The sequence below is a fragment of the Nonomuraea sp. NPDC050783 genome (assembly GCF_040802095.1).
Classification (GTDB): domain Bacteria; phylum Actinomycetota; class Actinomycetes; order Streptosporangiales; family Streptosporangiaceae; genus Nonomuraea.
Window position 1 is genome coordinate 18,113 of sequence record NZ_JBFAHK010000003.1, and the last position, 26,283, is coordinate 44,395.

The following is a 26,283-nucleotide window of genomic DNA, read 5'->3' on the forward strand; positions in this document are numbered from 1 at the left end:
GCACGGGATTCCCACAACCGACATTGCAATCGGACAGATGAATCGGCGCACCGCCCACGAACTTGAAGATATTCCCCGACTCGTCCTTGGCGGTCGAACCATCAGAAGGCTGCGGATTCATGTGCTCCAGCGTCGCGACGCTCCACCCGTTGATCAGCACGGGATTCCCACAACCGACATTGCAATCGGACAGATGAATCGGCGCACCGCCCACGAACTTGAAGATATTCCCCGACTCGTCCTTGGCGGTCGAGCCGTCGGAAGGGCGGGGATTCATGTGTTCGTAGTAGACGACGCTCCACGCCGTGATCGGCACGGGGCTGCCGCAGCCGACGCTGCAACTGGACAGATGAACCGGCGCGCCGCCCACGAACTTGAAGACGTTGCCCGCCTCGTCCTTGGCGGTCGAACCGTCGGAAGGCTGCGGATTCATGTGGTCGAGGTTGGCCACGCTCCACCCGTTGACCGGCACGGGATTCCCGCAGCCCACGCTGCAACTGGACAGATGAACCGGCGCGCCACCCACGAACTTGAAGACGTGCCCGGCCTCGTCCCGCGCGGTCGCCGCGTCGATCGGCCGCTGCCGCAGGTGGTTGGCCGGATGGACCAGCTGCAAGGTGCCCGCCGGCACCGAGAGGGGGTTGCCGCAGCCGACGGTGCAACTTGACAGGTGGACAGGTGCGCCGCCCACGAACTTGAAGATGTTGCCGCCCTCGTCGCGCGCGGTCGCGGCGTCCCGCGGATACGGGCGACCCGCGTCGACGATGGCCTGAGTGACCTTCAGCGGTGTCCCCGGGCACATGCCCGACGCGCAACTGGTCATCCACAAGGGCGCTCCGCCCACCACCTTGTACACCCGGCCGGTGTCACAGGTCTGCAGCACGGTGCCGTCCGGCACCGCGCTGATCGAGGAGATCTGCGGACAAGGGATCGGCTCCGGCGGTTGCGTCACCGGCGGCGGATCAACCGGGGGCGCGGGCGGCGGCGGGATCTGATCGGAGGGGAAGACCGGCGGCTGCCCCGAGACGTAGCGGCACGGCTGAAGGTTCGGGTCACGCAGGTTCCGGATCAGGTAGCCGGTGTCCCCGTACGTCACCATGCCGCAGTACGTACCGGGACCAGCGAACGGTACGTCCGCGACATTGGCGCATGTATCAGGGCACCAGCCGGTTCCGACGCTCCCGCCGACGGCCTTGTTGTACGGGCGCGCGTTCGGACCCTCGGTCGGCCCCCACCCGATGACAGTGAGATCGCCGTCACCCACGCCGTATTCCGTGCCGCCGTCACAGCCGTAGAAGCGGCCGTTGACGCGGACGCGGCCGTTGCTCACCTGCGAGGCGACACTCGCCGAGATCATGCAGTTCGGACCGTCGTCGTACCCGCCGAACTTCCAGGTGAGCGTCAACGACCCCGGGTCCGCGTGAGCCGGTGACGGCGGCGCGGCGACAAGGATCGACAGGATCAGCGATAACAGGGCGACAGCGCTGACGGAACAGCGCCTTCTTACGTTCATCGAGCTCCTAATGGCACAGCTCGGCGAAAGCCGTGCGGATGGGAACGACCACGCGCGAGCACGAAAGAAGCAGCGGCCACGAGTGACCGTATGCCGGCACGGCATGCCCGATGACAACTGCACCGGGATATCCGCACGCGATAGCATGAATACCGACCGGCAATCAGCGTGACAGCAGAAACCCTGACGTCCCAGAGATACCGAGGTTTTGGCGGGGATCACGCACTGTTTGGCCGTTTCAAGACGCTTGGTTAATGGAACGCTTTTAATCCTCGGACGGCCCCGCGGAGGAGCTTCGCGGAGACGGTCACGACGATCTCGCCGGCCACCATGCGGTGCAGGGATCTCGGCGGTGGTCAGTGTGTCGCCCACCGCACGGTCGTCCTGCGCCGTCACGCGGGCCCGGCAGGTGGAGCACCGAGCCGGAGCACTGGATCGTGAATGCGCTTCCGGCCCGTGCGCATGAGGAGTCCGTGGCGGCACGGCCCGTACGACCAGCTGACGCGCGGCCGTGCGGTTGAGCGCGTTGAGCGGGGCGAAAAAGATCGCGAGGCTGCGAACCTTCCTCCCCCGGGCGCTGTCCAACCTCCATGTACGGCGAGCCGGAACAGACAGGAAAGACATTCCTTATATGCAATCGAAGCTGGTCACCCTGCTCTTCGCTGCTCTCACCGCCGACAGCCGCGTCCTCGCCGGCGCCGCGCCCGCCTCGGCCACGACGCACCACGGCAAAGCGAATGGATCAGCCCCGAGAGCGGCCGGCAGAACGCGGGCGTTCACGTCGAGCCGGGTGCCATGACCGCGAGGATCGACCACGACGGCGCCGTCCGCGTGAAGGTCTCGGTCACCGACCACTGAGCCGTGTTCCCAGCAGATCATACGGATGACCCCATATGCGCAAGAGAGATGTCCGTTCCACCACAGCCGGCGCCGGCCCGGGTTCCCGGGCAGGGGCCACGCCGCCGCCGGCGGCCTCCGGGCGCCTGAGCCCTTGGCCCCATGCGCGCGTCCCGGCGGCAACGAGAGCGTTGCTGGCGGAGGACCCGCACACGGTCGGCGGCTACTGGCTGGCCGGCCGCCTGGGGCAGGGAGGCCAGGGTGTCGTCTACGAGGCGTACGACGGTGAGGGCACTCGGGTGGCGCTCAAGCTCCTGCACGCCGACGGCGGTCGCACGCAACTGGACCGATTCGCCCGGGAGGTCGAGGCGGCGCGAAGGGTGGCCTCCTTCTGCACGGCTCGGGTGCTGGACGCCGATCTGGCGGGCCCGCGGCCGTACATCGTCAGTGAGTACGTCAGCGGGCCCAGCCTGCGCACAGCCGTACGGGACGGGCGGTCGTTCGCGGGGGACGACCTGCACCGGCTGGCCACGGCGATCGCCACCGCGCTGGCCGCGGTACACGAGGCGGGGGTGATCCACCGTGATCTGAAGCCCGACAACGTCCTGCTCGGTCCGGACGGCCCGCGGGTGATCGACTTCGGTATCGCGCGTACCGAGGAGATGTCAGTGACGTCCACCGGACTGATCGCCGGCACGCCCGCCTACATGCCACCCGAGTCGTTCAGCGGGCGGCGGGCGGGCGCGCCGGGCGACGTGTTCGCGTGGGGCGCCGTGATGCTCTTCGCCGCACGGGGAACGGACGCCTTCTCCGGGGACAACGCCGCCGCGGTGATCCACCAGGTCCTGTCGGCCATGCCCGACGTGGACGGGTTGCCGCCGGCGCTGCGCCCGCTGGTGGCGGCGGCGCTGGCCAAGGAGCCGCAGGCGCGGCCGACGGCCCGGGAGTTGCTCCTCGCCCTGGTCAGCGGGAACGGCGAGACGGCCGGGCTGTTACGTGCGGGCAGCGAGCGGGCGCGGCAGATCGCCTCGGACGACGGCCTGGATCCGGGGCTGGGGACGATCGCCGAGGACGCCTACACCGCGCTCCCGGAGGAGCAGCGGCGGCTGGTGCCTGGAGTGTTCCTGCGGCTGCTCGCCCTGGACGAGTACGACATGGAGACGACCCGCCCGGTGCCCATGGCCGAGCTGGAGTACGGCGGGCAGGACCTGCGGGCCATCCTCCGGGCGTTCTCCTACGTGCTCTCCGAGCGTGAGGGCCAGATGGTCCTGACCCGTCCCGCCGTCCTGCGCGCGTGGCCTCGCCTGCGCGGCTGGGTGAGCGCGGAGAGACCGGGCCTGGCGGTCGTCGGGCAGCTCGGCCAGGCCGCCCGCCACTGGGACGACAACGGTCGCGGCGACGGCGACCTGCTGCGCGGCAGCCGGCTGCAGGCGGTCGAGAACTGGGCCGTCTCCGAGCGCCGCCACATGACGCTCACCAGGCTGGAGCGGGACTTCCTCGACTCCAGCCGCCGAGCGCTGGCCCGATCCAGGAAGATGCGGCGCGGCGCGCTGGTCACGCTCGTCACGTTGCTCGTCGTCGCTCTCGCCGCCGCGGTCTCGGCCGTGTCCGCCGCGGGCGAGGCCAACAGGGAACGGGAGCGGGCGGAGGCGCAGAAGCGGCAGGCGTTGTCCCGGCAACTGGCGACGCAGAGCGTCCGGCTCGTCGGCACCGAGCCGACGGTCGCACACCTGCTCGCTGTCGCCGCCTGGCGGCTCGCGCCGACCAAGGAGGCCCGCCACAGCCTCCGTAACGCGCTCGCCGGACCCGCCGTCTTCACCAGCCCAGGCCCCGCGCTCGCGCTGGCCTTCAGCCCTGACGGCAAGGTCCTGGCGACCAACGGGGACCACGAGGGCGTCGTGACGCTCCGCGACCCTGTCACGCACCGTCCGACCGGCTCCCTGACCGGCCAGAAGCAGATGGCCACCGAGGTGGCGTTCAGCAGCGACGGCCGGCTCGTCGCGGCGGCGGCGGAGGAGGACGTGCGGATCTGGGACGCCACCACGCACGAGCAGCTCGGGAAACCGCTCCGGGGCGGCGGCACCGTGGCGTTCAGCCCGGACGGCAAGCTGCTGGCCACCGGCGGCGACAGGGTGCGGCTGTGGGACGTGGCCACGCGCGCACAGGTCGGTGACGCGCTTCCCGGGGCCAACGCCGTCGCCTTCAGCCCGGACGGGAAGCTGCTGGCGGTCCACTCCGCCCGCGAGACCAGGGCCCAGGTCTGGGACGTGACCTCGCGCAGGCAGGTCGCCTCGCTCGAAGCGCACCTCTCCCCCGCCGGCATCAGCCACCTCGCCTTCAGCCCCGACGGGAAGCGGCTGGTCACCAGCACCCACGCGTTGCGCCTGTGGGACGTCGCCACGTGGCGGCCCATCGGCAAGCCGCTCATGAACCGGCAGATCGGCGGCATCCGCGTGGCGTTCAGCCCGGACGGCTCGGTCCTGGCGACCACGAGCGACGGCGGCCGAGTCCGGCTGTGGGACCTGGCCACGCGCCAGGAGCTCGCTCCCGGTCTCGCCGGTCACACGACCGCCCTGTACAGCGTGGCCTTCAGCCCCGACGGGAAACTGCTGGCCGCCGGCGGCTTCGACGGGCTGCGGCTGTGGAACCCGTTCACACACCGGCAGCTGGGAGCTCCCTTGCCCACGGCGGGCACCACCGCGCGCGCCGCGACGTTCAGCGGCGATCGGCGCAGCATCCTGACCTCCGACGCGCGGCAGGTCAGGCTCTGGGACCTCGGCTCGCGAACGCCGATCTTCACCATCAGGCCGGGGCAGCCCATCAACACCGCGGTGCGCAGCCCGGACGGCGGCACGCTGGCGATCGGCCTGGAGTCCGAGCTGACCTGGTGGGACGTCGCCGGCCGACGCCAGGTGAGCTCGGTGCGAACCCCTCGCCACGTCATCGGGCCGGCGGCCTACAGCCCGGACGGGCGGATCCTGGCCATCGCGCTCACGCCGGACCCGCAGACCGATGCGAAGCCCGAGGTGTGGCTCTTCGACACGCGCACCCATCGCCGGATCGGCCGGATCGTCCGCCCCGAGAACATCACGCAGCTGGTCATCAGCCCCGACGGCAGATACCTGACCGCGGTGGACATCGGGGAGAACGCCCAGCTGTGGGAGCTGGCCACCCAGGTCAAGGCCGGCCCGCCCATCAGCAGGGCGAAGAGCGTCGCCTTCTCCCCCGACGTCAGGACCCTGGCCGTGGCCGGCAACGCGGGAACGCGGCTGATCGACCTGGCGTCCCGCAAGCAGCTCGGCCGGGACCTGGGCGGGCACTCCGGCGTGATCACCGCCGTGGCCTTCAGCGCCGACGGCGGCACTCTCGCCACCGCGAGCGACGACAAGAGCGTCCGGCTGTGGGACGTGGCCACGCACGAGCAGGTCGGCGCCGCTCTTCCTGGCCGTAGCAGGGTCTCGCAGGTGGAGTTCGGCGATGGTGTGCTGGCCACGGTGAACGATGACGACACCTTCCGGGTGTGGGGCGTGGCCGAACCCGCGGACCTGGTGGCCGCCGCCTGTGCTCGCGCCGGCCGTACGCTCAGCGCCGAGGAGTGGGAGCAGTACCTGCCCGGCGAGCCCTTCCAGACGGTGTGCGCACCGTCCTGAGCCACCGGGCCTCGCCGGACCGGCCGGGAGGGGCCTGGCGAGCCGGCGTCAGCGCGGGCCGGCGGCGAAGGCGAAGGCCGCGGCTCGGTCCCGCAGCAGGGCGGCGAGTTCGGGGGAGTCGATCACCTCGAAGGGCCATCGCACCCAGAGCAGGCCGCCGGCCAGGACCTCCAGACGTACGTCGGCGATGCGCCAGTGGGTCGCCGCCTGACCGGTGGCGGTTGTCGTCGGAGCGAAGTCCGCGGCGAAGCCGCCCATGTACGCCTGTACCTGTTCAATCGGGGCGTGGATCAGGATCGTCGCCGTATGTTCGCGAGGCGGGGCGCCGAGCCGGCTGGTGACGAACGCGACCGGGTCGCCTCCGGGGACCTCGCGCGGCTCGAAACGCACGCCCGTCGCCGATGCCCGCGTGATCCGGTCGACGCGCAGCACCCGCCAGCCGCGGTCGAGGTCGCGGCACACGAGGAACCATCGAGTCTGCCGGGGCACCAGGGCGGCGGGTTCGACGTGGCGGGAGTACTCCTGTCCGGGTTCTGCGCCCTCGGTGCTCATCACGCGCAGGTGGACCCGCTCCGCGTCCCGGCACGCCAGCGCCAGGACCGCCAGCACCTCGGCGTTCAGCGGAGCCGGATACGCGCCGGCCGCTGCGTTCGGTGTGTCGCCGAGGGCGATCGAGGAGCGCAGCGCCCGGACCCGCCGGCGCACCGCCTGGGGCATCACCTGCTCCATCTTGGCCAGAGCGGTGAGCGCGACCTCGCCCCCGCCGGCGGCGCCGTTCGCGGCCGACGAAGCGAGGGCCGCGGCCACGGCGAGCGCCTCGTCCGGGGTGAACACCAGCGGCGGCAGGTCGCTGCCCGTGGTCAGCCGGTAGCTGCCGTCGGGGCCGCGGCGTGCCTCGATGTGATAGCCCAGGCCGCGCAGCCGCTCCACGTCCCGCCGTAGGGTGCGGCCGCCGACGCCGAGGCGTTCGGCGAGCTCGCCGCCGCTCCAGGACCGGCGGGCCTGCAGCAGCTCCAGCAGGCGCAGGGCCCGTTCGGTGGTGGTCTGTCCCGGCATGATCCGTGAGTCTAGGCGAAATAGGGACAGAAAATGACCTAAACCCGCTCTAGATTGCCGTTGAAGCCGGACGGACCGGCTGCTTCCCTGAGGAGAACAATCGTGACCATCCTTGTTACCGGAGCGACCGGTGCCGTCGGCCGTCATCTCGTCACGACCCTGCTCGCCCGCGGCGCCGCCGTACGCGCGCTGAGCCGCAAGCCCGACGACGCGAACCTGCCCGCTGGGGTCGAGGTCGTCGCCGGTGACCTGGCCGATGGCGGCACGCTCGGGCCGCAGGTGTTCGACGGTGTCGATCGCGCCTTCGTCTTCCCCGCCGAGGGCGTCGAGGCGTTCGTCACCGCGGCCGTCGCGCATGGCGTCCACCGCTTCACCGTGTTGTCCTCCTTGGCTGCCGCGAAGGAGTTCCCGCGTGACCACGGGTCGGCGAGCCAGCTTCACCACAGCGCGGTCGAGGCCGTCGTGACCGGCCGCACCGATGCCTGGACGATCGTGCGGCCCGGCACCTTCGCCAACAACCTGCTCTCCTGGGCCTGGCAGATCCGGTCCGGCGCGCCGATCCGGGCGCCGTACCTGGCATCGGCGCAGGCCCCGATCCACGAGTACGACGTCGCCGAGGCCGCCGCCGAGACCCTGCTGTCCGACGATCATCTGGGTGAGGTGATCCCGCTCACCGGTCCGCAGGCTCTGACCCGCTCCGAGCAGGTGGCCATCCTCAGCGAGGCCCTGGGACGGGAGATCCCGCTGGTGGAGATCACACCCGAGGAGTTCCGCGCCGAGACCGCGCGGTTCATCCCCGAGCCGGTGACGAAGATGCTGCTCGACTACTGGCACGACACCCTCACCGTCCCCGACGTCCCGCGTCCGGTCACCGTGGTGACCGGGCGGCCGGGCCGTACTCTGGCGGAGTGGGCCGCCGATCACCGAGCCGACTTCGAGGCCGCCTGACGACACCGGGCAGACGTGATGGTGCGGCGGGCTCTCGCGCGGGCCGGCAGAAGGACTGAGTGGGGTTTCCAGCCTGAACCCGCCGATCGCGGGCACGCCGCGCGGGAGGGCTTGATCGACAGGTGGAAGAGCCCTGATGGACCTGATGGAAGGGTCGTCGACAACGCAGGCGGCCGGCCGGGCGAGCGTCCTCTCTACCCTTCACCTGCGGGAGCCGGCGTCGAACCGCGCCGGTGGGCGAACACGTGCAGGATCGCGTTCACGATCTCCCGGCGCGGATGCGAGTCGGTCAGGTCCGGAGATAGGGAGCCGGGGCATCCGGCCGCCCTGGGGTGTCAGGACTTCGGCGGCCTTGGCGTTGGCCTCAGGGCTGGGTGTGACGGAGCGCATGGCGGTGCGGAGTTCTTGTGCCCGGTCCTGCCCATGATGAGTTGCAGCGGCACCTCGGCCTCACCGGGGCGAACGCGACCGATAACGCGCCGGCACCGGCTTACTCACCATCCGGGAGCGTCTGCCGGCACGCGGTCACGAGAAGCGTCCCGGGGCACGTACCGCGACCGGCGGGCACGGAAAGAGGGTGGGAATCGACCACGTGGAGCCCTGCGGCGGCGATGGACGGCGAGAGTGAGTGCTGGGTCCACAGGCGTTCCCGCACGGCGGCGACATGACCGACGAGCGAGCCGTCCGAGGCGTTGTCGTCAAGGGTGAACAGGGTGCGCCAGGTGTGGGGTCCGGCGGACTCGTGGTCCAGGACGAACCAGAGCAGCCGCTGTCGGCCGTGGTCGTCCACGAACGGTACTGCGGACATGCCCCGCATGCCCGCGAACTGCTCCAGCGCGTCGGCGTGCAGGACCGGGAAGCACACCAGCCCGTCGGGACGCACCGCGCGGCGCATCGCCGCAAGCACGGCGGTCGCCTCGGCGGGTGTGGCGAACATGTTCACGCTGAGGTTCCCCAGCACGGCCAGAGCGTGGGAGCCGGGAGGGACCACGCCCGGTGTGGTGATGTCGCCGTGGACGACGTCGATCATGTCCGTGAGGGCGGGGTCCTCAGCGACGGTGTTCCGCAGGTGGGCGATGGCGGGCGCGGACGTGTCGATGGCGGTGACCGGGTGTCCGGCGCGGGCGAGCGCCAGGGCGATCCTGCCGTGGCCGCATCCGACGTCGAGCACGGGCCCGCCGCACCGGCCGGCGGCCGCCAGCAGCGCGTCGACGTCCCAGGTCTGGCCCGCGGCGACCATGCGGTGATACGCCGCGAACGGACCGGTGTAGGGGTCCCGGTGCACCGTGACACCCGGCAGGTGGCGGACCAGGCCACGGACGGGCTGCAGGACGATCGCAAGCTCCGGCCGCTCCTCGGCCTGGCTGCGCTGCCCATCCACGTACATGGGGGACAAGCTAGCCGAAAGGGTTGGCCGGTGCGATCTTTGCGCTCAGAGGATCAGCGCTCTACGATCATGAACGACACCTCAGGCAAGGAGGCCGGCATGGCAGAGGTCATCTCGGAACCAGCGCTCGACCAGATCGACACGATGGTGGCCGCGTTGAGCGGTAGTGACCTCGCGCAGGTCTTCGGCACTGACGGGCAGGAGCCGCACCGCGATCTCCTCGTGGCCGAGCACATCATTTTCGTGCCGGCAGGCGACGCGCCGCGTTGAGCCCGGCCGTGGCGTCCGCGGAACGCGGGCCGGCCGACAAGCAACAGCTGGACGGCACCCATCGGGCCCGGACGCCGGAGCGGACGTGGGAATGGATCGCACCGCACCTCCGGGAGTACGGCATCACGCGGGTCGCGGACATCACGGGTCTCGACGTGATCGGCATTCCTGTGTACCAAGCGATCCGGCCTGCGGCGACGACATTGTCGGTGTCGCAGGGCAAGGGGGCCGACCACACTCTCGCCAAGGTGTCCGCCGTGATGGAGGCGATCGAGCTCTGGCACGCCGAGCACCTGACCGCGGTCGATGACGTCCGTACGGCACGATCACTGGGCGGCCTGTCCTACCGGTGGGACGACATCGGTTGTGGCGCCGCGTCGTTCGTCCATGACGATCTGCCGATGTATTGGCTGCAAGGGCGCGGCCTGCTCACGGGGGACATCGCACCGGTGCCCCTGGACATTGTGCGGCTGGATGCCACCTATGCCCCGCGATGGGTACCCCACCTGTTCGAACCGAGCAGCAACGGACTCGCCAGCGGCAACACCGTGACCGAGGCGACCGTCCACGCCCTGTGCGAGGTGATCGAGCGTGACACCATGGCCCGGCTCGGCGATGTCCCCGGCCGTGACCTGGTCCGTCTCGACCTCGCCACGGTCGATGACCAGGGCTGCGGCGAGCTGCTGGAGCGTCTGCGCGAGGCCGGCGTCGGGCTCGACGTGGTGGCCGGCACCGGCCGCACCGGCATCCCGTATTTCGAGGTTCGCGGTACGGCGGACACGCCACCGCACGCGTTCGCCGGATACGGATGCCATCCCGATCACCGGGTGGCGCTGAGCCGGGCGCTCACGGAGGCCGCGCAGAGCAGGCTCACCGGCATCGCCGGCAGCCGTGATGATGACGAGCGGCCGTACCCGGCAGCACCGCGAGGAAACCGGCCCGCGCCGATGTCGTGCGCGCGCACGATGCCCTGGCAGGCCCTGGAGGACCACTCGGCGGCGACGCTGGACGCCGACCTGGACTTCCTCGCCGATCGTGTGCGACGCGCCACGGGGCACGAACCTATTCGAGTGCTCCTGCCGAGCCCGACCGACATCCCGGTGGTGAAGGTCGTCGCGCCGGGCCTTCGGGTGCCCCTCGGCACGTCCCGACGATGACGGGCCGTACCCACGTCTTTCTCGGGCCCTCGCTGGCCCGGGACATCGCGAGCAAGCTGCTGCCGGAAGCGCACCTGCATCCGCCGGTGGCGCATGGCGACCTGCTACGGCTGCGACCGCGACCGGGCGATCACGTCGTCCTCATCGACGGCGTGTTCCAGCAGACCGCCGCGGTGCGGCACAAGGAGATCCTCGATCTGCTGGACCGGGGTGTGAGGGTGACCGGGGCTGCCAGCATGGGCGCGCTGCGCGCGGCGGAGCTCGCGCCGTTCGGGATGCGCGGGGCCGGCATCGTCTACCGGCTCTACGCCCTCGGCATGCTGAACGCCGATGACGAGGTCGCCCTCGTCCACGATGGCGAACACAACGACCCCCGGCCGAGGACCGTAGCGCTGGTGTCGGTGCGCATCCTCGCGCACCGTCTGCGCGTACGCGGCCGATTGACCCACGACCAGCGGAAAAGCCTGGTGGAAGCGGCCCGGCGGCTGCACTTCACCACCCGCACCTGGACGGCCCTGCTGGCACACGCGCGACAGGACGGGCTGCCCGAACCGGTGATCGACCGGCTCCGCGCCATCGTCCGGCGACCGGCCACCACCTGGGATGTGAAGAGCCAGGACGCCGTCCGCGCGCTGACCGCAGACCCTCCCGTTCAGCCGACGGAACCCGCCAGGTGGCCGGTCACCGGCTATCTGGCCCGATGGCGGACGCATCCCCAGAGCGATACGTCGATGCTGCTGACCGCCGCGCAACTGTGGGCCGCCGACTATCCGTCGCTGCACTACCGCGTGGTGCTGCGTGCCATCGCGAGCGAGCACGCCCCGGTGCCGCCGGACGCCGACGTGGAAGCGCTGCAGGAGGCGGCCGTGCGCGCCGCGTACGAGCGTGCCCTGCTGATCCCCGAGGACCTCATCGCGCCGCGCCGCCGCTTCGCCTATTGGCTCGGTCCCGACGAGCATCCCGCCACCGCGAGCGAGCTGCTGGCCCGGGTGCTGGTGCGCAGTTACCGGTGGGGGCCGCATCAGCCACCCCTGACGCTGCTGCACGACGCCGTCATGCGAACCCCGGCCGCGGACCTGCTGCGCGACCTCCTCCGCAGGGTGCGGCGGCTCAACGAGAGCCTCGCCCGGCGCGGCCACCCCGTCGAACGGGTCACCGACACCACGGTCCTGGACCACTGCCGGCGGCGATGGGCGGTGCCGGTGATCGCTCCCGCCCTCCATGACCGCGGCTTCATCAGCCCCGGGGACCTGTTGCACCGGGCGCGTCCGCTCATTCCCGCGGCAGCGCTGCTGTCACCCCCGGCTTTCACCCTCCAGCCATGACCGCCCGCGCGGGACGAGCTCAAGGATGCCGGGGCGAGCGTGGGCTGGTTGGCCTTGACCTGCCGCTGGGCGAGCACGGTCTGGGTGTCATGATCGTCGATGGTGACGTGCTCCGAGTGGCGGGAGAGCACGTCGATCGTGGATGGTGACACGCGAACGCGGCCCCTGTTCTTGATCGACTGGTTAGACACCGATGATCATGGGGGTCGCATTCGTCATCTCCGTGCCGGGGTGCCCTACCCGCCCACCCGGCTCAGGGGTAGAGCAGTCTCACCAGTCGAGAACGCCACGGCCTGTCGGACCGACCGCCAGAAAAGATCACGGGGCAGGACGAGGACGGCCTCCGTGATCGCCTGTGTCACTGACGACCAGATCACAGGTCCTGCGGTCGCCGGAAGCGAGCATGGTCCCGAGGCTCCGCTTCTTGCGGCTTCATCGCGCCGCATCACCCCGCTGCAGGCCGGACATGGTGACCGTGTGGCCGCCGTGTATCGACAGCGCGGTTGCAGAACGCCCGTACGTCCGATCGGTCAGGTTTCGTTCACCTTGGGGAACGCGCCGTCCGGGCACGCCGTGCCGAGACCATCAGGACCAGCCCGATGCCCGTCGCCACCAGGGCGGCCAGTCCGGCGGCGGCGAGCAGGGTGGTGCCGTCGGGGTGGACGAGCGCCTGACCCCGCTGGGCCTGCCACACCAGCAGCCCGGTGAGCCCCGCGTACCCGGACGCGACGACGATCACCAGAGCGCTGCGCGTGGCGGCGCCCACCAGGACGGGCCACCGCCGAGCCAGCAGGCGCAGCCCGATCGCCACCAGAGGCAACACCTGCAGGGCATGCAGGCCGACGAAGTGCGCCACCCGCAGGTCGCCCGCGCCGGTCGCCCATCCGGTGATCGGCATGCCGGCGCCGCCGTCGGGCGCGCCGACACTGTGCGCGCCGATGGTGGCCAGGTCGAGCCCATCCGCGAGCGCCTGCGCCTGGCCGGCGGTGGGGGCCGTCATCAGGTACCCGACGGACATTCCCGCCAGCGAGACGATCAGCCCCAGCGGCACGGCCCATGCCATGGCCCGGTCCACCCGCCGCTGCAGCACCAGGAACACCCCTAGCGCGAACGTCATCAGCCAGCCCAGGTAGGCGGCGCCGCCCATGACCATGAACACCGTCTCGTCCAACGGCGTGGAGAAGTTGAAGTGGCTCCGCACCCCCCGCACCGCCTGGAACACGATCGCGCCGATCTCCGGCGTCATGAACCCGGCCACCGTGACCGTGCCCAGCCACCACAACGTCCGCCGCCACCGCCCCACCTGGGCGATCATCCAGGCCAGCGTCACGGCGTACAGGCCGAACGAGGCCGCGAACTTCAACGGCTTGAGCCACACCCCCTCCCCCATCACCGTTCGCCCGTCGGCCAGGAGCCCGATCCCGCTGACGACGGCGAGCACCGCCATGGCGGCGGCGCCGTAGGTGAGCGGGCCGTGCCAGCCTGTGGTGGTTGTCTTCTGCTGTTCCCGGCGCTCGAGCAGGGCGACCATGATGGCTCCTCCGAAACTTCGACTGAGCACAACTCTGCTGTTCAGGAGTCGTCCGTCCCAGAGATGTGATCACCGGCGGAGCATGATGTCGTCACGAACCAGACGCCGGCCACCGGGCCGGACGTCATGATGGCCGAACAGGAGGGCCGGCCCGAGGGCCTGGTCGCTCCGCAGCGCGCTCAAGAACGAATGGCTGCACCGCTTCGCCGTCACCACGCGAGTCACGGCGAGATCGCCACCCGCTGCCGCGTTCGGCGTGATCGCCGGCCTGGATGTGAGGACGGGTGCGCGGACGACCGTGTCGATCCCGACATAATGGCCGGGTGATTCGCATGCTCCTGGCCGAGGACCAGCACGTCATCAGAGAAGCGCTCGCGACCCTGCTCGGCCTCGAACCCGACATCGAGGTCGTGCAGACGGTAGCCTCCGGCGACGCCGCCGTGGCCGCGGCGCTGGTGCACCGGCCCGACGTGGCCGTCCTGGACATCGACATGCCCGGCGGGATCGACGGTCTCGAAGCGGCGGCCCGGCTGCGTGCCAGGCTGCCCGGGTGCCGCACGCTCATGCTCACCAGCCACGGCAAGCCGGCGCACCTGCGCCGGGCGCTGTCGTCGCAGGTGGACGGCTTCCTGCTGAAGACCGCCTCGCCGCAGGAGCTGGCCTGCGCCATCAGGAAGGTGGCGCGGGGCGAGCGGGTCCTGGACGCCGCCCTGGCCGCCACCGCGTGGAACCTGGCCGACAACCCGCTCACTCCGCGTGAGGCCGACGTCCTGCGGCTGGTCGCGGCGGGCGAGGAGCCGCCCGAGATCGCCGGCCGGCTCTTCCTGACCGCCGGGACCGTCCGCAACTACATCACCGCGATCCTGGCCAAGCTCAACGCCCGTAACCGCACCGACGCCGTCCGCATCGCCACCGAAGCGGGCTGGATCTAGACGGGCGAACGGGGTGCGGGCGCCCAGGTGAGCGTCGGGACGGTGGCCGTCAGCTCGAACCAGCCGTCCTCGGCGCCTGTCGTCAGCCGCCCGTCGAGCGCCGCCAGGCGGGTGGTGAGGTTGCCGATCCCGGACGAGCCGCGGCGGGCCGCCGAGGCGCGCACGCCGTCGTTACGCACGCGCAATCGCACGATTCCGTCCCGCGCCGCCGTCGTGATCAGGCAGCGGCGGGCCGAGCTGTGGCGCAGGACGTTGGTGACCGCCTCGCGCAGCACGATGGCGAGCGTGGTGTCGGCCTGCCGGCCCAGGGTGCCGTGCTCCAGGACCACTTCGGCGTCGATGCCCGCCGCCGACAGCAGCGAGCGGGCCGAGCGCGCCTCCGCCGTCAGCGACAGCTCGCCCGGCTCGCCGGAGACCATCCGCAGGTCCCGCATGGCCCTGCCGGTCATCTCCAGCACCTCCTCGAGCTCCTTGCGCGCCCGCCCGGCATCGAGCCTGCGGGCCAGCTCACACTTGAGCAGGATCGCCGCCAGGCTGTGCCCGAGCAGGTCGTGCAGGTCGCGGGCGGCCCGCAGCCGCTCCTCCACGACGGCCGCGCGCACCAGGCCGTCGCGGGACTCGGCCAGCTGCCTGCTCAGCTGGGCCAGCGTGAACAGCCCGTACACGAGCAGGCCGGTCACCACCGTGCTGATGGCGTAGTTCACGGTCAGCGCGACGGGCAGGCCGAGCAGCACGGCCGAGATCGTCACCACCGCCACGATGGCCGCCGCCAGCGGCAGCGCCAGCGCCCACGGAAAGGCCAGCAGGACCGGCCCGGCCAGGAAGCCCGCCACTCCCAGCCAGGACTGCCCGAGCAGCGGGATCGGCGCGAACGTGAGCACCGCCATGATCGACAGCGCCACGAAGTGCCGCCCCTCGACCGAGCGCAGCTGCATGAAGACGATGACGGCCAGCAGCGCCGCCGGCCACAGGGAGCCGGCCATCAGCAGCGTCTTGGCCGACGACCCGACCAACACGGCCGCCAGCAACGCCATGGACAACGTGCTGTCGGCCGAAGACCGGACGGGCGGCCGGAGGGCGGGCAACCGCACCTCCACCACCGCCAGGGCGTCCTGGGTGAGGCCGGCGGTGAGCGCGCCACCGGCCGCCTCGACCTGGCTCGGCAGCTCGCCCAGGCCCTCGTCGCCGGCCGTCGGCACGCCGTCGTGCAGGACGCGTAGCCGTACCTCCGCGCCGTCCGAGGAGGTCTCGATGCGGCAGGTGGTGGCGTCGCGGCGCCGGACGATCTCCGTCACGATCTGTCTGAGCACCGTGGCCAGCAGTGCCCCGGCCGGGCCGAGCGGTTCGGCGTGCCCCATGCGCACCTCCACGGTGAGGCCCGCAGCGGTCAGCATCGCCTTGGCGGTGGTGACCTCGGGAGCCAGGGACATCGCCCGGTAGCTCGCCGCCGCCGCCCGGGCCTCGGCCAGCGAGGTGCGCGCGGTCTCCACATCAGGACTCCCGGCGCGGGCGCTGTCGGCGATCACCGACAGCGCCCGGCCCAGGCCCGCGCTCAGCTCGGCGGCGATGCGCAGCCGCTCCTCGGCCGCCGCCGTCATCGCCAGCGACAACCGGGCGGCGTTCACCTCCTCGATGCGGTCGAGCATCCGGGTCAGGCCGTACACGACCAGGCTGATCAGCACCATGCTGATCGCCGGGTCGGCGGGGCCCAGCAGGGCCGCGCTGACGGCCACCGCCGGGGCCAGCGGCCAGAACCGGGTCAGCAGCAACGACCCGCCGACGAAGCCCAGGATGCCCACCGAGGTGCCGGACAACCACACCGACCCGTACGCCAGCGCTGCCTGCAACGGGATCAGCCACGGCGAACGCCGCCTGGAGAACAGGATCTGCACCCCGAACACGCCCAGCGCCAGGGGTGACCCACCGATCACGTAGACGCCGGCGAAGCCCGCGAACACCACGGCCACGATCAGTCTCGCCCTTTTACGCACCCGTGCAGCTTAGGAGACATCTCTGCACGGCCGGCCGTGTGGGTGGGGTGGCCACGGAGCGCGAGGCTGGTCAGCCCGTTGGTCAAGGCGCCCTCGGCGAGACCTGCTGCCAGCGCTCCATCCCGTGGGAGCCGGTCAGCAAGTCTTGTCGTGCCGGGGCAACTGTCCGGTGGTCAGGAAGGCGGTGACGGTCCGGTCGCCGCAGGCGTTGCCGTTGGCGAGGTAGACGCCGTGGCCGCCGGAGTCGACGGCCACCATGCGGGCCCGCTGCCCGAACGCCTGACGCATCTTCAGGGCGCCGCTGTAGGGCGTGGACGGGTCGCGCAGGTTCTGGATGAGCAGCACGTTGGCGGGCCCGCGCGAGGTGACGCGCACCGGGGGCTCGGCCGGCTGGAACGGCCAGAACTGGCACGGCCCCACGTTGACGGGCATGCCGCCGGTCAGCGGGAAGGCGGCCCGGTCGGCGGTCACCTGCCGCTGGTAGCCGTTGACGGAGTCGCGCCAGGTGACGTCGTTGCACATGGTGGCGCCGGCGGCGGCCGCGGTGTTCTGCAGCGCGGCGGGCGGGGGCGTGTTGGAGGGGGGCAGCTCGCCGGTGGTACGGGCGGCGCGCATGAGGGCGGCCAGCGCCGGGAAGCCCGCGTCGGAGTAGAGGGCGTTGAGCATGGTCTCGCGCAGCAGGTTGCCGTCCAGCTCCGCCGGGTTGGCGCCCGGCCAGGGCAGGGGCTCGCGGTCCAGCTCTGCGGCCAGGTCGAGGAAGGTGCGGCGGACGGCCGCCGCGTCGGTGCCGAGACCGTACTCGTCGTGGCGGGCGGCGGCCCAGGCGGCGAAGTCGGGGAAGCGGTCTTCTACGCCGCGACTGTAGTTGGCCAGCCACTGGCGCGCCACGCGGCGCGGGTCGGGGTCGTCGTTGCTGTCCAGCACGACCCGGTCGGTGCGCTGCGGGAACATGGTGGCGTAGACGGCGCCGGCGTAGGTGCCGTAGGAGACGCCCCAGGAGGAGAGCTTCCTCTCACCCAGCGCCTCGCGGATGGCGTCGAGGTCGCGGGCCTCGTTGCGGGTGCTGATGTGCCGGATGAGCGGGCCGCCGTTGCGGGCGCAGGCCTCGGCGATCCGGCGGGACCAGGCGAGGTTCCCGGCGATGTCACCGTCGGCGCCAGGATAGGGCTTGAGCCGGATGAGCGACACGTCGCGGTCCTCCAGGCCGCAGGAGACGGGCGAGCTGCGGCCCACGCCGCGCGGGTCGAACCCGATGAGGTCGTAACGGTCGAGCACGTCCTGCGGCAGCTTGCCGACCAGCGTGCTGGGGCGGTTCAGGCCGGGGCTGCCCGGCCCGCCGGGGATGAGCAGCAGCACGCCGCGGCGCGACGCGGGCTTGGAGGTCCTGATCCGCGACACCGCCAGCGTGATCTCCGGCCCGTCCGGCTTCCGATAGTCCATGGGCACTTGGAGGGTGGCACACTCCTGGCGGGCGTCCACCCCCGGACCCGCGGGGCAGGTCGTCCACGACAACGCCGCCGCTTGGGCAGGGCTCACCAGGGCTGCGGCCAGGATCGCGGTGGTCGCTCCGGCTGCGGAAAGTCGTACGAGGTCGCGCATCAAAGTGTCCTTCTCAGTGATCGTCTGCTGACGTCACCGACTCTGCCGGACCGCCCGGCCCCGCCCCAGAGACCGCGTCACCGAGGACCCATGACCTCATCACGAACCGGACAGGACACCTCAGCAAGGCTCCCCTTGACCTGACAAGCCGTTCAGGCCGTGCACGCGGCGCTTGCCGGAGAAGTACGACAGGCCGAGCAACCGTCAGATGAGAGAGCAGCCGAGGGCTCTGGCGATGCCGGACATGATTGTGGTGATCAACCGCCTGCCGGGGACCGCCCACGCCACCGGCGCTGACGCCGATCGGTGAGGACATCCGCAAGCTTCTGCCCCTGGGATCGCCTGTGCGGCACCGCCGATCTGATCCGGCTGTCCGGCGACGAGCGCGTGATGCGCCACATCGGCAGCGGGTCGTGATCCCGCCGGAGAATCATGATCAAGCTGGAGTTCGTCCTGTACGGGGACGGCGTGGACCACTACGGCCACCCTGGCGGGTCCACAATCTGTGCCGAACCGGGTGACGATCCGCTGAAGTCCCTCGATCCGGGACCAGTAGCGCGGCTTCGGTGAGCATGTGCCGCCGCAGGAGTTCCTACGTCCACGGAGAGCCGTCACTGGCAGCCGCTCGTCACCAGTGCCCCGCGAAGGAACAGGCCGGGTCGCGGTCGAACCCGCGATCGTCCACGCGCGTGACGCTGAGGCGCATCAGCCCGGAGGAGGACGAGAACACGACGTGCGTCTCATCCTGGATGCCACCACCGGCCGTCACCAGCACCGCCTCCTCGGCCCAGTCCTCGATCGGCTCGCGCACCGGCCCGTACGGGGACAGGGCGGAAACACTCCGGCGTCCACGAGGGAGGCGGTCCGCGGCCAGGCGGGAGCCCGCGTCACCGTCTTCTCAGGACGAATCCGGCCGGGATGGCTGTGGCCGCCAGTGCCAGGGCGGCGACGGCGGCGATGACCGCGCCGTAGGCGAGCGGCGGCACGTGCGGAAGCGCCGAGCCGGTCATCCCCGCGCTGAAGGCCGCCAGCGTGACGAGCGAGATGACCGTTCCGAGGGTCACGGCGACGAGCAGCGCCGTCAGCGTCTCGGTGCGCAGCATGCGGGCGGCCTGCCGCCGCGTCGTGCCGACGACCCGCAGCAGAGCGAGCTCGCGCGAGCGGGCCAGGGTGGCCATCGCCAGGGTGTTGACCAGGGCTATGGCGCAGAAGGCGACGATCAGGCCCAGGGCGACCCAGGCCACCGCCGCATTCGCCGAGCCTGCCGGAGCCGTGGTCGCCTGATCGAGCACGCTTCCGGCGGGAAGCGCTTCCCGCGCCCCGCCGGCCACCAGGACGGTGCCGCGCGGATCGTCCACGTGATCGGCGACGAGCCCGCGTGCCAGGGTCAGATCACCGAAGCCCAGGCCGCGTGAGTAGATGGCGGCCACCCGCACCACGGCGGGCGTGCCGTCCCCGAGCACCAGCGCGATCCGGTCGCCCAGGCCGGCCTCCAGCCGGGCGGCGGCAGTGCGGCTGATCGCCGCCGACGTCGTGCCGAAGCCGTCCAGCGAGCCCGCCACCAGCCCCAGGTCCATCGTCTGTGCCAGGCCGTCGAGGGTGACGGCCTGGGCGTCGTACTTGTCCAGGTCGATCCTGACCGAGGTATGCAGCACCTCGGTCACGGCCTGAACGCCGGGCACCCGGCGCACGGCGGCCGCCGAGGTGCCCGGGGCCAGCACGTGATCGGCCGTGATGCCCGCGTTCAGCTCGCTCTGGGCGGCATGGCCCATGGTGGTCTGCACGAACAGGATCGTGCACGTCATCGCCGTCATCAGGGTCACCGGTGTGATCAGCGAGGCCAGGCGTCCGGGTTCGGCCCGCAGGTTCGCCCGCGCCAGGTGGCCGCTCACGCCGGGCGCTCGCAGCGGCAGTGCCGTCACCGCGCGCGCGGCCGAGGGGCCGAGCAGTGCGACCGCGATCGTCCACACCAGCGCGGTGAGCATGGTGACCGGGCTGGAGGCCGCCTCGGTGGACAGGCCGGACAGCACGACCGTCAGCACCACCCCGCCGGCCAGCGCGAGCAGGCCTGCGATCAGCCGCACCGGCCCCAGTCCGGCGGCGGGCATCGCGCTTTCTCCCAGCGCCTCCACCGGTCTGATCCGCGCGGTGCGGCGGGCCGAGACCCGGGCCGCCACCCACGCGGCCGCCAGCGTGGTCAGCACCGCCAGGGCCGCGGGGAACGGGCTGAGAACCAGTCGCAGGTTCGCGGGCATCGCGCCCAGATCGACGAACCTGTCCCGCAACCAGAATCCCAGCACGATCCCGGCTCCGGCTCCCGGCAGCCCGGCGGCCACGCCGATCAGCAGTGCCTCGCCGCCGATGAGCCCGCGAACCTGCCGCGGCAGGGCGCCCACGGCCCGCAGCAGGGCGATCTCACGCCGGCGCTGCTGCATGAACAGCGCGAACGTGCCCACCACGACGAGGATCGTCACCAGCAGCGAGGTGCCGCCGAGCGCGCCGCCCAGGCTGATGAGCCCGACCCGGGCTCCTTCTCCTTCGGGGAACTCCACGGCGCCGCGCGCGTCACCGGTGTAGGTCATCGCGCCCTTGACGCCGACTCGCACCGCAGGCCAGACGCCGATCGCCGTCACCAGGCCATCGCGCCCGGCCAGGCGGCGGGCCTGAGCGGTGGCGAAGAAGAGGGTGTCCTGGCCGGGCAGCGCCTGAGCGGTCACTCCCACCACCCGATAGCCCGCGATCGTCCGGCCGGCGTGGCGGGCGTCCACGACCACCTCGTCCGCGGCCGCGGGAGCGCGGCCCTGGGCGAGGGTGAACGGGGTGAGCGCGGCCGACTCCCATCCGTGGGCGGTGAACCCGGCATGGGGGAAGGTCACCTCGCTCACCACCTTCTTCACGCCCGGCACCCGCCGGATCTGCTCGGCCAGCGCGGCGGGGATCCACCTGCGCTCGGACAGCAGCTTTGCCTTCTCCTTGCCGCTGTCCTTGGTCTGCCTGACGTACTGGTCGCCCGCCACGATGACGGGGGCGCCGGCGTACCGCTCGGGCGCCAGGCTGCCGCGAAGGCCCGTCTCCAGCACCATCCCGCACGCCGTCACCAGCGCGGCCGCGCACAGCAGGGCCACGAAGGCGCCGGCGAAGCCGGCCTTGCGGTGCGCGAGCGTCTTCAACGCAAGAGAGATCATCACTTCCATGCCCCCAGCCGGGTCATCCGCTCGGCCACCTTCTGGGCGTCCGGGGCCGTCATCGCGTCCACGATCCGACCGTCGGCCAGGAAGAGCACGGTGTCGGCGTACGAGGCCGCGACCGGGTCGTGCGTGACCATCACCACGCTCTGACCGAGCGTGGAGACCACCTCGCGCAGCAGCATCAGCACGTCGCGGGCGGTCATGGTGTCCAACGCGCCGGTCGGCTCGTCACCGAACACCACCTCCGGCCTGGTCACCAGCGCCCTGGCGAGCGCCACGCGCTGCTGCTGGCCCCCGGACAGCTCGGCCGGGCGGTGGGAAGCGCGCCCGTCGAGGCCCACCCGCCGCACGACCTCCTCCAGCCAGGCCCGGTCGACCCGGGCGCCGGCCAGTCTGAGCGGCAGCGTGATGTTCTCGATCACGCTCAGCGCCGAAACCAGGTTGTAGGCCTGGAAGACGAAGCCGACCCGGCGCCGCCGCAGCTCGGTCAGCGCGTTCTCGTCCATGCCGGTCAGCTCGGTGCCGCCCAGCCGCACCGCTCCCGAGCTGGGCACGTCCAGCCCGGCCGCGCACTGCAGGAACGTGCTCTTGCCCGAACCGGACGGGCCCATCACGGCGGTGAAGGTGCCCCGGGGGATACCCACCGACACCTCGCGCAGGGCCGCCACCGCGCTCCGGCCCCTGCCGTACACCTTGCTCACCGCGTCCAAACGCACCGCATCTGTCATGGGACCAAGCCTGTCGATCGGCGCCTCCTCCCGGCAGAGAGGCGATCACCACCGCGCCATGACCTCATCATGAACCGGACATAATGGACAAAATTTCGCGATGTCCGGCGTTCACCTGGTCAACGTCCGCTGCTGACCGTTCACGGTGGCGGACTTGGTCGGGAGCGACAGGATCTCGACACCGTCACGCGGCGCGCCGCGCCGGCTGGACGATCCGGCACGGTGACGCGCCACTGCCCCGGCAGGTCCTCGCCGGCCTGCCGGGGCCTGGATCTCAAGGACCTGCGTTACGCGGCAGGTGCGTCGAAGGTCCACACCGCACGCGCGCCGGGCCCGACCGCCAGGGTGGAGCGGCCGATCCGCTCCTCGGTCATGACCGGCAGCGACTTGTTGAGCGACATCTGGACCTGCTTCAGGCCGGCTTTCGCGCGGTCGACGGAGTCCAGCTGGATGCGGGTGCCGCCGCCTTCGGCCACCACCGTGCCGTCGGTGCGCGTCTCGACGGAGAAGCCGCCGGCGCGCAGCAGCGGCAGCGTGTTGGCCAGGTCGCGGGCGGGAACGCCGATGCGGATGTAGGTCACGTCACGCATCAGGTGGGCGGCGTAGTCGTCGGGCAGGTAACGCTCCCGGCCGACGTCACCGGGGAAGCTCGCCGGCTCGGTCCGGCTGCGTGGGTCGGCGAAGTATTCGGGCAGGTACTCCAGCCCCCACGGGTCGAAGGCGTCGTACTGCTCGGCGGTGGTGCGGATGGTGTCGAACCACGGCACCTTGACGCCGTCACCGAAGTCGCGGGTCTGGCGGTAGGGAACCGGCTCGGCGACCCCCTCGGCCTTGAGCCGCTCGGTCACGGTGGCGAGGTCTCCGGCGACCTCGACCGACGTGGCCAGCCCTGCGGATCCGTACTCGGCGTCCTGGCCCGGCAGGTCGCCTTCCGAGAACAGCTCCAGGTAGGTCTCGCGGCCCTTGAGGTAGCGGCCCTTCCAGCTGAACCCGCCGCCGGTCGTGGTGCGGACCTCGAAATTGGCGAATTCCCGCAGGTAGGCGGAGTTCTCGATCGCGTCGGCGGTCTCCTTGTCGACGACGCTGTAGGCGTGGTTGAAGAAGAGCAACTGGCGGTCGGCCTGCGCGGCGCTCGCCTGCGCGGCGACCGTCCCGGACAGCGCGACGGTGAAGGCCGCGGCCAGGACGGAGACCGTCCGTAAAGTTCGGTGAAGCGACATGGCGGTGATCTTAGGGGGAGGTGGATGGATTCGACAGTGGGTCTGACGGCCTCTGACACCTCAGGACAAGCTCGCCGCGAAGCGGCACAATCAGTGGCCGGCAGCGGCGCGAAGCCGTTCCGCGATGGAGACGGTGCAGGTCACAGCGCCGGGATGGCGTTCACCGAGCCAGGATGCGACGCGCCTGACGAGCGATCGGGAATCCGGCGCGCGGCGCGCCCTATGTCAGGTTTGTGGCGGCCCTGTGGTGAGCCGATGCCGACGGAAGGACGGCTCCTGTACGCGACGCCGCTTCGGAGGCACCCGTCCGGCGACGAGGACGGCCGTCCCCGGCCATCGCGACGTGGCCGGACGGCACGTGTGACACCTCCGGCAGTGCCGGGACGAGCCAGTCCGGCAGCGGGTCTCCGGCCACGGCGGCGACCCGTGTGATCCGGTACGGCAGGTGCTCGTCCGCCACCCGGAACACGACCACCTCGCCGCGCCGGATCACTCGGGAGCCGGCGTCCTGATTTCTGCGGCCGCGGCAAGCGACCGGACCCTCGAACGCTCGCGCGCCCCCGCTGTTTCCGAGGGCGTGCTCACTGCTGCCGGCTCCACACGCAGGTGAGGCGAACGATGCGGTCCTTCCAGCGCTTGCCCTTGACCTTGGCCACGTGGGCGGGCGGTTTCTTGCCGGGGACGCCGATCGACAGCCGTTCTCCGGCACGACCACGACGTCGTCCTCGACGACGGTCTCGGCCTGCTCAGGGTCGATGACTCTCTCTTCGATCAGCTCGGCTTTCGATCAGCTCAGCCTTCGATCAGCTCAGCCTTCGATCGGCTCGGCCACCTTGGCCTTGGACAGCTTCACGAGCCTGCCGTCGCTCGTCCGGCACGTCAGTCCGCCCTGGAACCGGACCGTCGGCGGCCGGCGCGGAGCCGGCCGGCCGGCCGGACCGGCGATGGCGAACACGGCGGCCGCACCTGAGCACCGCGAGTCGCCGCTTGTGGCGTCGGAACGATCTTGGCTGAGCGGCGGCCGCGCATGACACATCGTGATCAGCCTTGCGGCCCCTGCCGGCCGACACCCCGTCGGGCAGCGGCTTCGCTCCCCTTCGGCTGACGTTTCATACAACAGATATGCAAAGGTGCCGGTTTTGCGAACGTTTCACACGGGCCGGCTTCCTGCGCTCGCGAGCCGACGACCCTACCGGCCCGCGACCTCAGCCGCCGGTGAGGGCTGCCGCAGGTGGGCGGGTTCGCTGATGAAGCGGGTGCCGGCCGCCGAGAGCAGGCACAGCAGGGCGGATATCGCGACGATGGGCCAGACGCGACCACCGGACCAGCCGTCGAGCCAGGCGGCCACGAAGGGGATGCAGCCGCCGACGACGGCTCCGGTGATCTCCCGGGTGAAGGTGACGCCGGTGTAGCGGTACCGAACGTCGAACAGCTCCGACATCATCGTGGCCTGCGAGGCGAGCGTCAGGTCGTTGCAGAGCGTGAAGATCATCACGAAGGCGGCCCAGATCACGACAGGGGTGCCGGTGTCGAGCATGAAGAAGAAGGGGTAGAACAGCACCGCCGCCGCGACCGACCCGGCGACCATCACCGGGCGCCGCCCGTACCGGTCGCACAGCCAGCCGGCGGTCGGCACGGTGACCAGCTTGACCAGGTTGGCGATCACCACGCCGATCAGACCGACCCACGGCTCGGCGCGCACGTGCGTGGTCAGGTAGGTCAGGGCGTAGACGGACGGCAGATAGCTGATCACGTTCGGCGCCACGCTGATGAGCATGCCCGGCACGATCTTGTGGCGGGAGGAGGCGAACAGCGCCCGCAGCGGTGCCTGCTCCTGCTCGCCGCGGTCCTTGGCCGCGCGGAACTCCGGGCTGTCGGAGACCTTCAGCCGCACGATCACGCCGGCCACGCCGACGAAGACGCTGAGCAGGAACGGGATGCGCCAGCCGTACTCGACGAAGGCCTCGTGCGACATGACGGCGGAGACGAGGAAGAAGACCCCCGTGGCGACCAGCGAGCCGACGGCGTTACCGAGGGTCGGCGCGCTGGCGTTCAGCCCTCGGGCCCGGGTTTCGGCGTGTTCGGCGGACATCAGCATGGCGCCCGCGTACTCACCGCCCGCGCCGAGCCCCTGCACCACGCGCAGCGCCACGAGCATGACCGGCGCGGCCGGTCCGATGGCGGCGTAGGAGGGCAGCAGGCCGATCAGCGTGGAGGCCGCCGCCATCAGCAGCAGGGTGACGAACAACATCGTACGGCGCCCGATGCGGTCGCCGAGGACGCCGATGACGATGCCGCCGACGGGCCGGGCGAAGAACCCGACGGCGAAGGTCGCCAGCGACGACAGCGTCGCCGCCACCGGGTCGCCGGAAGGGAAGAACACCGCGGGCAGCACCAGTGCGGCGGCTGTGCCGTACAGCGAGAAGTCGTACCACTCCAGTGCGGTGCCGACGGTGGAAGCGATCGTGGCCCGGCTCAGCCGCAGCGTCATCGGTGACTCCTCATCCCCTCTTGGCGTTTGCGCCCCGATAGTCGGACCATTAACGTTAATGTGGCGGACACACTACGAGTGGCCTGCTCAGCGGGTCAAGGGTTTCGGCAATCAGGTGCTTACGTGAGCGCTAACGAATGAGGAACAGGTATGGGACAGCAGCGCCGACAGCGGATGCCGACCCGCGGCGACCGGCGCCCGCGGCTTCCTCTTCGTGGACTCCGTACTGATCTCGGTGGATCGGTGACGACGATACGATCGACCGTGGCCGCGGCACTGGAACGCGTCGCGCTGGTGCGCGACGCGCTCGACGGGCTCACCGCCGAGCCGGCTGGTCACCGGTTCCGGCCAATGGTCGCGGGTACGCCGCGCGTTTCCGGCGAGGCCGGATCGGCTGCCAGACTGCGGATCCACGTGGCGGGCAAGAGCTGAGCCGGAGGGCTGACGGGATGACACGTTC

Annotated in this window: 19 protein-coding genes; 7 read left to right on the forward strand and 12 right to left on the reverse strand. The window is 71.3% G+C overall.

Features of this window, described 5'->3' with window-relative positions; genetic code table 11:
* The coding region (locus tag AB0H75_RS08240; RefSeq protein WP_367792458.1) for a hypothetical protein at nt 1-1,513 on the reverse strand (1,513 nt) is incomplete at its 3' end.
* A 1,028-nt stretch (nt 1,514-2,541) separates the two neighbouring features.
* Between AB0H75_RS08240 and AB0H75_RS08245 the strand changes: the two genes are divergently transcribed.
* Nucleotides 2,542-6,000 carry a WD40 repeat domain-containing serine/threonine protein kinase gene (locus tag AB0H75_RS08245; protein WP_367792461.1) on the forward strand — a complete coding sequence of 1,153 codons (3,459 nt, stop codon included), beginning with the start codon at nt 2,542-2,544 and terminating at the stop codon, nt 5,998-6,000.
* A 48-nt stretch (nt 6,001-6,048) separates the two neighbouring features.
* Here the strand turns inward: AB0H75_RS08245 and AB0H75_RS08250 are convergent, their stop codons facing one another.
* Nucleotides 6,049-7,056, reverse strand: a complete 1,008-nt coding sequence (locus tag AB0H75_RS08250) for a helix-turn-helix transcriptional regulator (RefSeq protein WP_367792464.1) — start codon at nt 7,054-7,056, stop codon at nt 6,049-6,051.
* A 102-nt stretch (nt 7,057-7,158) separates the two neighbouring features.
* Between AB0H75_RS08250 and AB0H75_RS08255 the strand changes: the two genes are divergently transcribed.
* Nucleotides 7,159-8,004 (forward strand): SDR family oxidoreductase, encoded by an 846-nt coding sequence (locus AB0H75_RS08255; protein WP_367792467.1) that lies wholly within the window; start codon nt 7,159-7,161, stop codon nt 8,002-8,004.
* A 490-nt stretch (nt 8,005-8,494) separates the two neighbouring features.
* On the opposite strand, the gene AB0H75_RS08260 is transcribed toward AB0H75_RS08255, so the two are convergent.
* Nucleotides 8,495-9,391: a class I SAM-dependent methyltransferase gene (locus AB0H75_RS08260; protein ID WP_367792469.1), complete on the reverse strand. Its 897-nt coding sequence runs from the start codon at nt 9,389-9,391 to the stop codon at nt 8,495-8,497.
* Nucleotides 9,392-9,490: 99 nt separating this feature from the next.
* Here AB0H75_RS08260 and AB0H75_RS08265 point away from each other — a divergent pair, with 99 nt between their 5' ends.
* From AB0H75_RS08265 to AB0H75_RS08275, 3 genes are read left to right on the forward strand one after another with little or no spacing between them, the layout of a single operon-like run.
* Nucleotides 9,491-9,661, forward strand: coding sequence for a hypothetical protein (locus AB0H75_RS08265; RefSeq protein ID WP_367792472.1), 171 nt, complete (start codon nt 9,491-9,493; stop codon nt 9,659-9,661).
* An 8-nt stretch (nt 9,662-9,669) separates the two neighbouring features.
* A complete protein-coding gene (locus AB0H75_RS08270; RefSeq protein ID WP_367792475.1) occupies nt 9,670-10,818 on the forward strand; it encodes a YcaO-like family protein in 1,149 nt (382 codons plus the stop codon).
* Nucleotides 10,815-12,143: a TfuA-like protein gene (locus AB0H75_RS08275; protein ID WP_367792478.1), complete on the forward strand. Its 1,329-nt coding sequence runs from the start codon at nt 10,815-10,817 to the stop codon at nt 12,141-12,143. The genes AB0H75_RS08270 and AB0H75_RS08275 overlap by 4 nt, the downstream gene beginning before the upstream one ends.
* Nucleotides 12,144-12,684: 541 nt before the next feature.
* On the opposite strand, the gene AB0H75_RS08280 is transcribed toward AB0H75_RS08275, so the two are convergent.
* Complete coding sequence (locus AB0H75_RS08280) at nt 12,685-13,674, reverse strand: hypothetical protein (RefSeq protein WP_367792481.1); 990 nt, start codon at nt 13,672-13,674, stop codon at nt 12,685-12,687.
* Between the two features lie 323 nt (nt 13,675-13,997).
* Here AB0H75_RS08280 and AB0H75_RS08285 point away from each other — a divergent pair, with 323 nt between their 5' ends.
* Nucleotides 13,998-14,606, forward strand: coding sequence for a DNA-binding response regulator (locus AB0H75_RS08285; RefSeq protein WP_367792483.1), 609 nt, complete (start codon nt 13,998-14,000; stop codon nt 14,604-14,606).
* On the opposite strand, the gene AB0H75_RS08290 is transcribed toward AB0H75_RS08285, so the two are convergent.
* The 8 genes from AB0H75_RS08290 to AB0H75_RS08325 all read right to left on the reverse strand — a co-directional run bounded on the left by AB0H75_RS08290 (nt 14,603) and on the right by AB0H75_RS08325 (nt 25,823).
* Nucleotides 14,603-16,597: a histidine kinase gene (locus AB0H75_RS08290; protein WP_367792486.1), complete on the reverse strand. Its 1,995-nt coding sequence runs from the start codon at nt 16,595-16,597 to the stop codon at nt 14,603-14,605. The two genes, AB0H75_RS08285 and AB0H75_RS08290, sit on opposite strands and share 4 nt — an antisense overlap.
* 135 nt (nt 16,598-16,732) lie before the next feature.
* A complete protein-coding gene (locus tag AB0H75_RS08295; protein ID WP_367792489.1) occupies nt 16,733-18,037 on the reverse strand; it encodes an alpha/beta hydrolase in 1,305 nt (434 codons plus the stop codon).
* 787 nt (nt 18,038-18,824) lie between these two features.
* Nucleotides 18,825-19,007 (reverse strand): hypothetical protein, encoded by a 183-nt coding sequence (locus tag AB0H75_RS08300; protein WP_367792492.1) that lies wholly within the window; start codon nt 19,005-19,007, stop codon nt 18,825-18,827.
* A gap of 76 nt (nt 19,008-19,083) precedes the next feature.
* Entirely contained in the window at nt 19,084-21,366 is a 2,283-nt protein-coding gene (locus tag AB0H75_RS08305) for an FtsX-like permease family protein (protein ID WP_367792495.1), read from the reverse strand.
* A 14-nt stretch (nt 21,367-21,380) separates the two neighbouring features.
* On the reverse strand, nt 21,381-22,112 hold the full coding sequence (locus AB0H75_RS08310) for an ABC transporter ATP-binding protein (RefSeq protein WP_367792498.1): 732 nt from the start codon (nt 22,110-22,112) through the stop codon (nt 21,381-21,383).
* A gap of 287 nt (nt 22,113-22,399) precedes the next feature.
* Nucleotides 22,400-23,332: a DUF5829 family protein gene (locus AB0H75_RS08315; RefSeq protein ID WP_367792501.1), complete on the reverse strand. Its 933-nt coding sequence runs from the start codon at nt 23,330-23,332 to the stop codon at nt 22,400-22,402.
* An 808-nt stretch (nt 23,333-24,140) separates the two neighbouring features.
* Nucleotides 24,141-24,287 (reverse strand): hypothetical protein, encoded by a 147-nt coding sequence (locus tag AB0H75_RS08320; protein WP_367792503.1) that lies wholly within the window; start codon nt 24,285-24,287, stop codon nt 24,141-24,143.
* 234 nt (nt 24,288-24,521) lie between these two features.
* The gene (locus AB0H75_RS08325; RefSeq protein WP_367792506.1) at nt 24,522-25,823 is read right to left on the reverse strand and encodes an MFS transporter; all 1,302 of its coding nucleotides are present in this window, start codon (nt 25,821-25,823) and stop codon (nt 24,522-24,524) included.
* Nucleotides 25,824-26,066: 243 nt separating this feature from the next.
* Between AB0H75_RS08325 and AB0H75_RS08330 the strand changes: the two genes are divergently transcribed.
* Nucleotides 26,067-26,255 carry a hypothetical protein gene (locus AB0H75_RS08330; protein ID WP_367792509.1) on the forward strand — a complete coding sequence of 63 codons (189 nt, stop codon included), beginning with the start codon at nt 26,067-26,069 and terminating at the stop codon, nt 26,253-26,255.
* Nucleotides 26,256-26,283 lie beyond the last annotated feature (28 nt).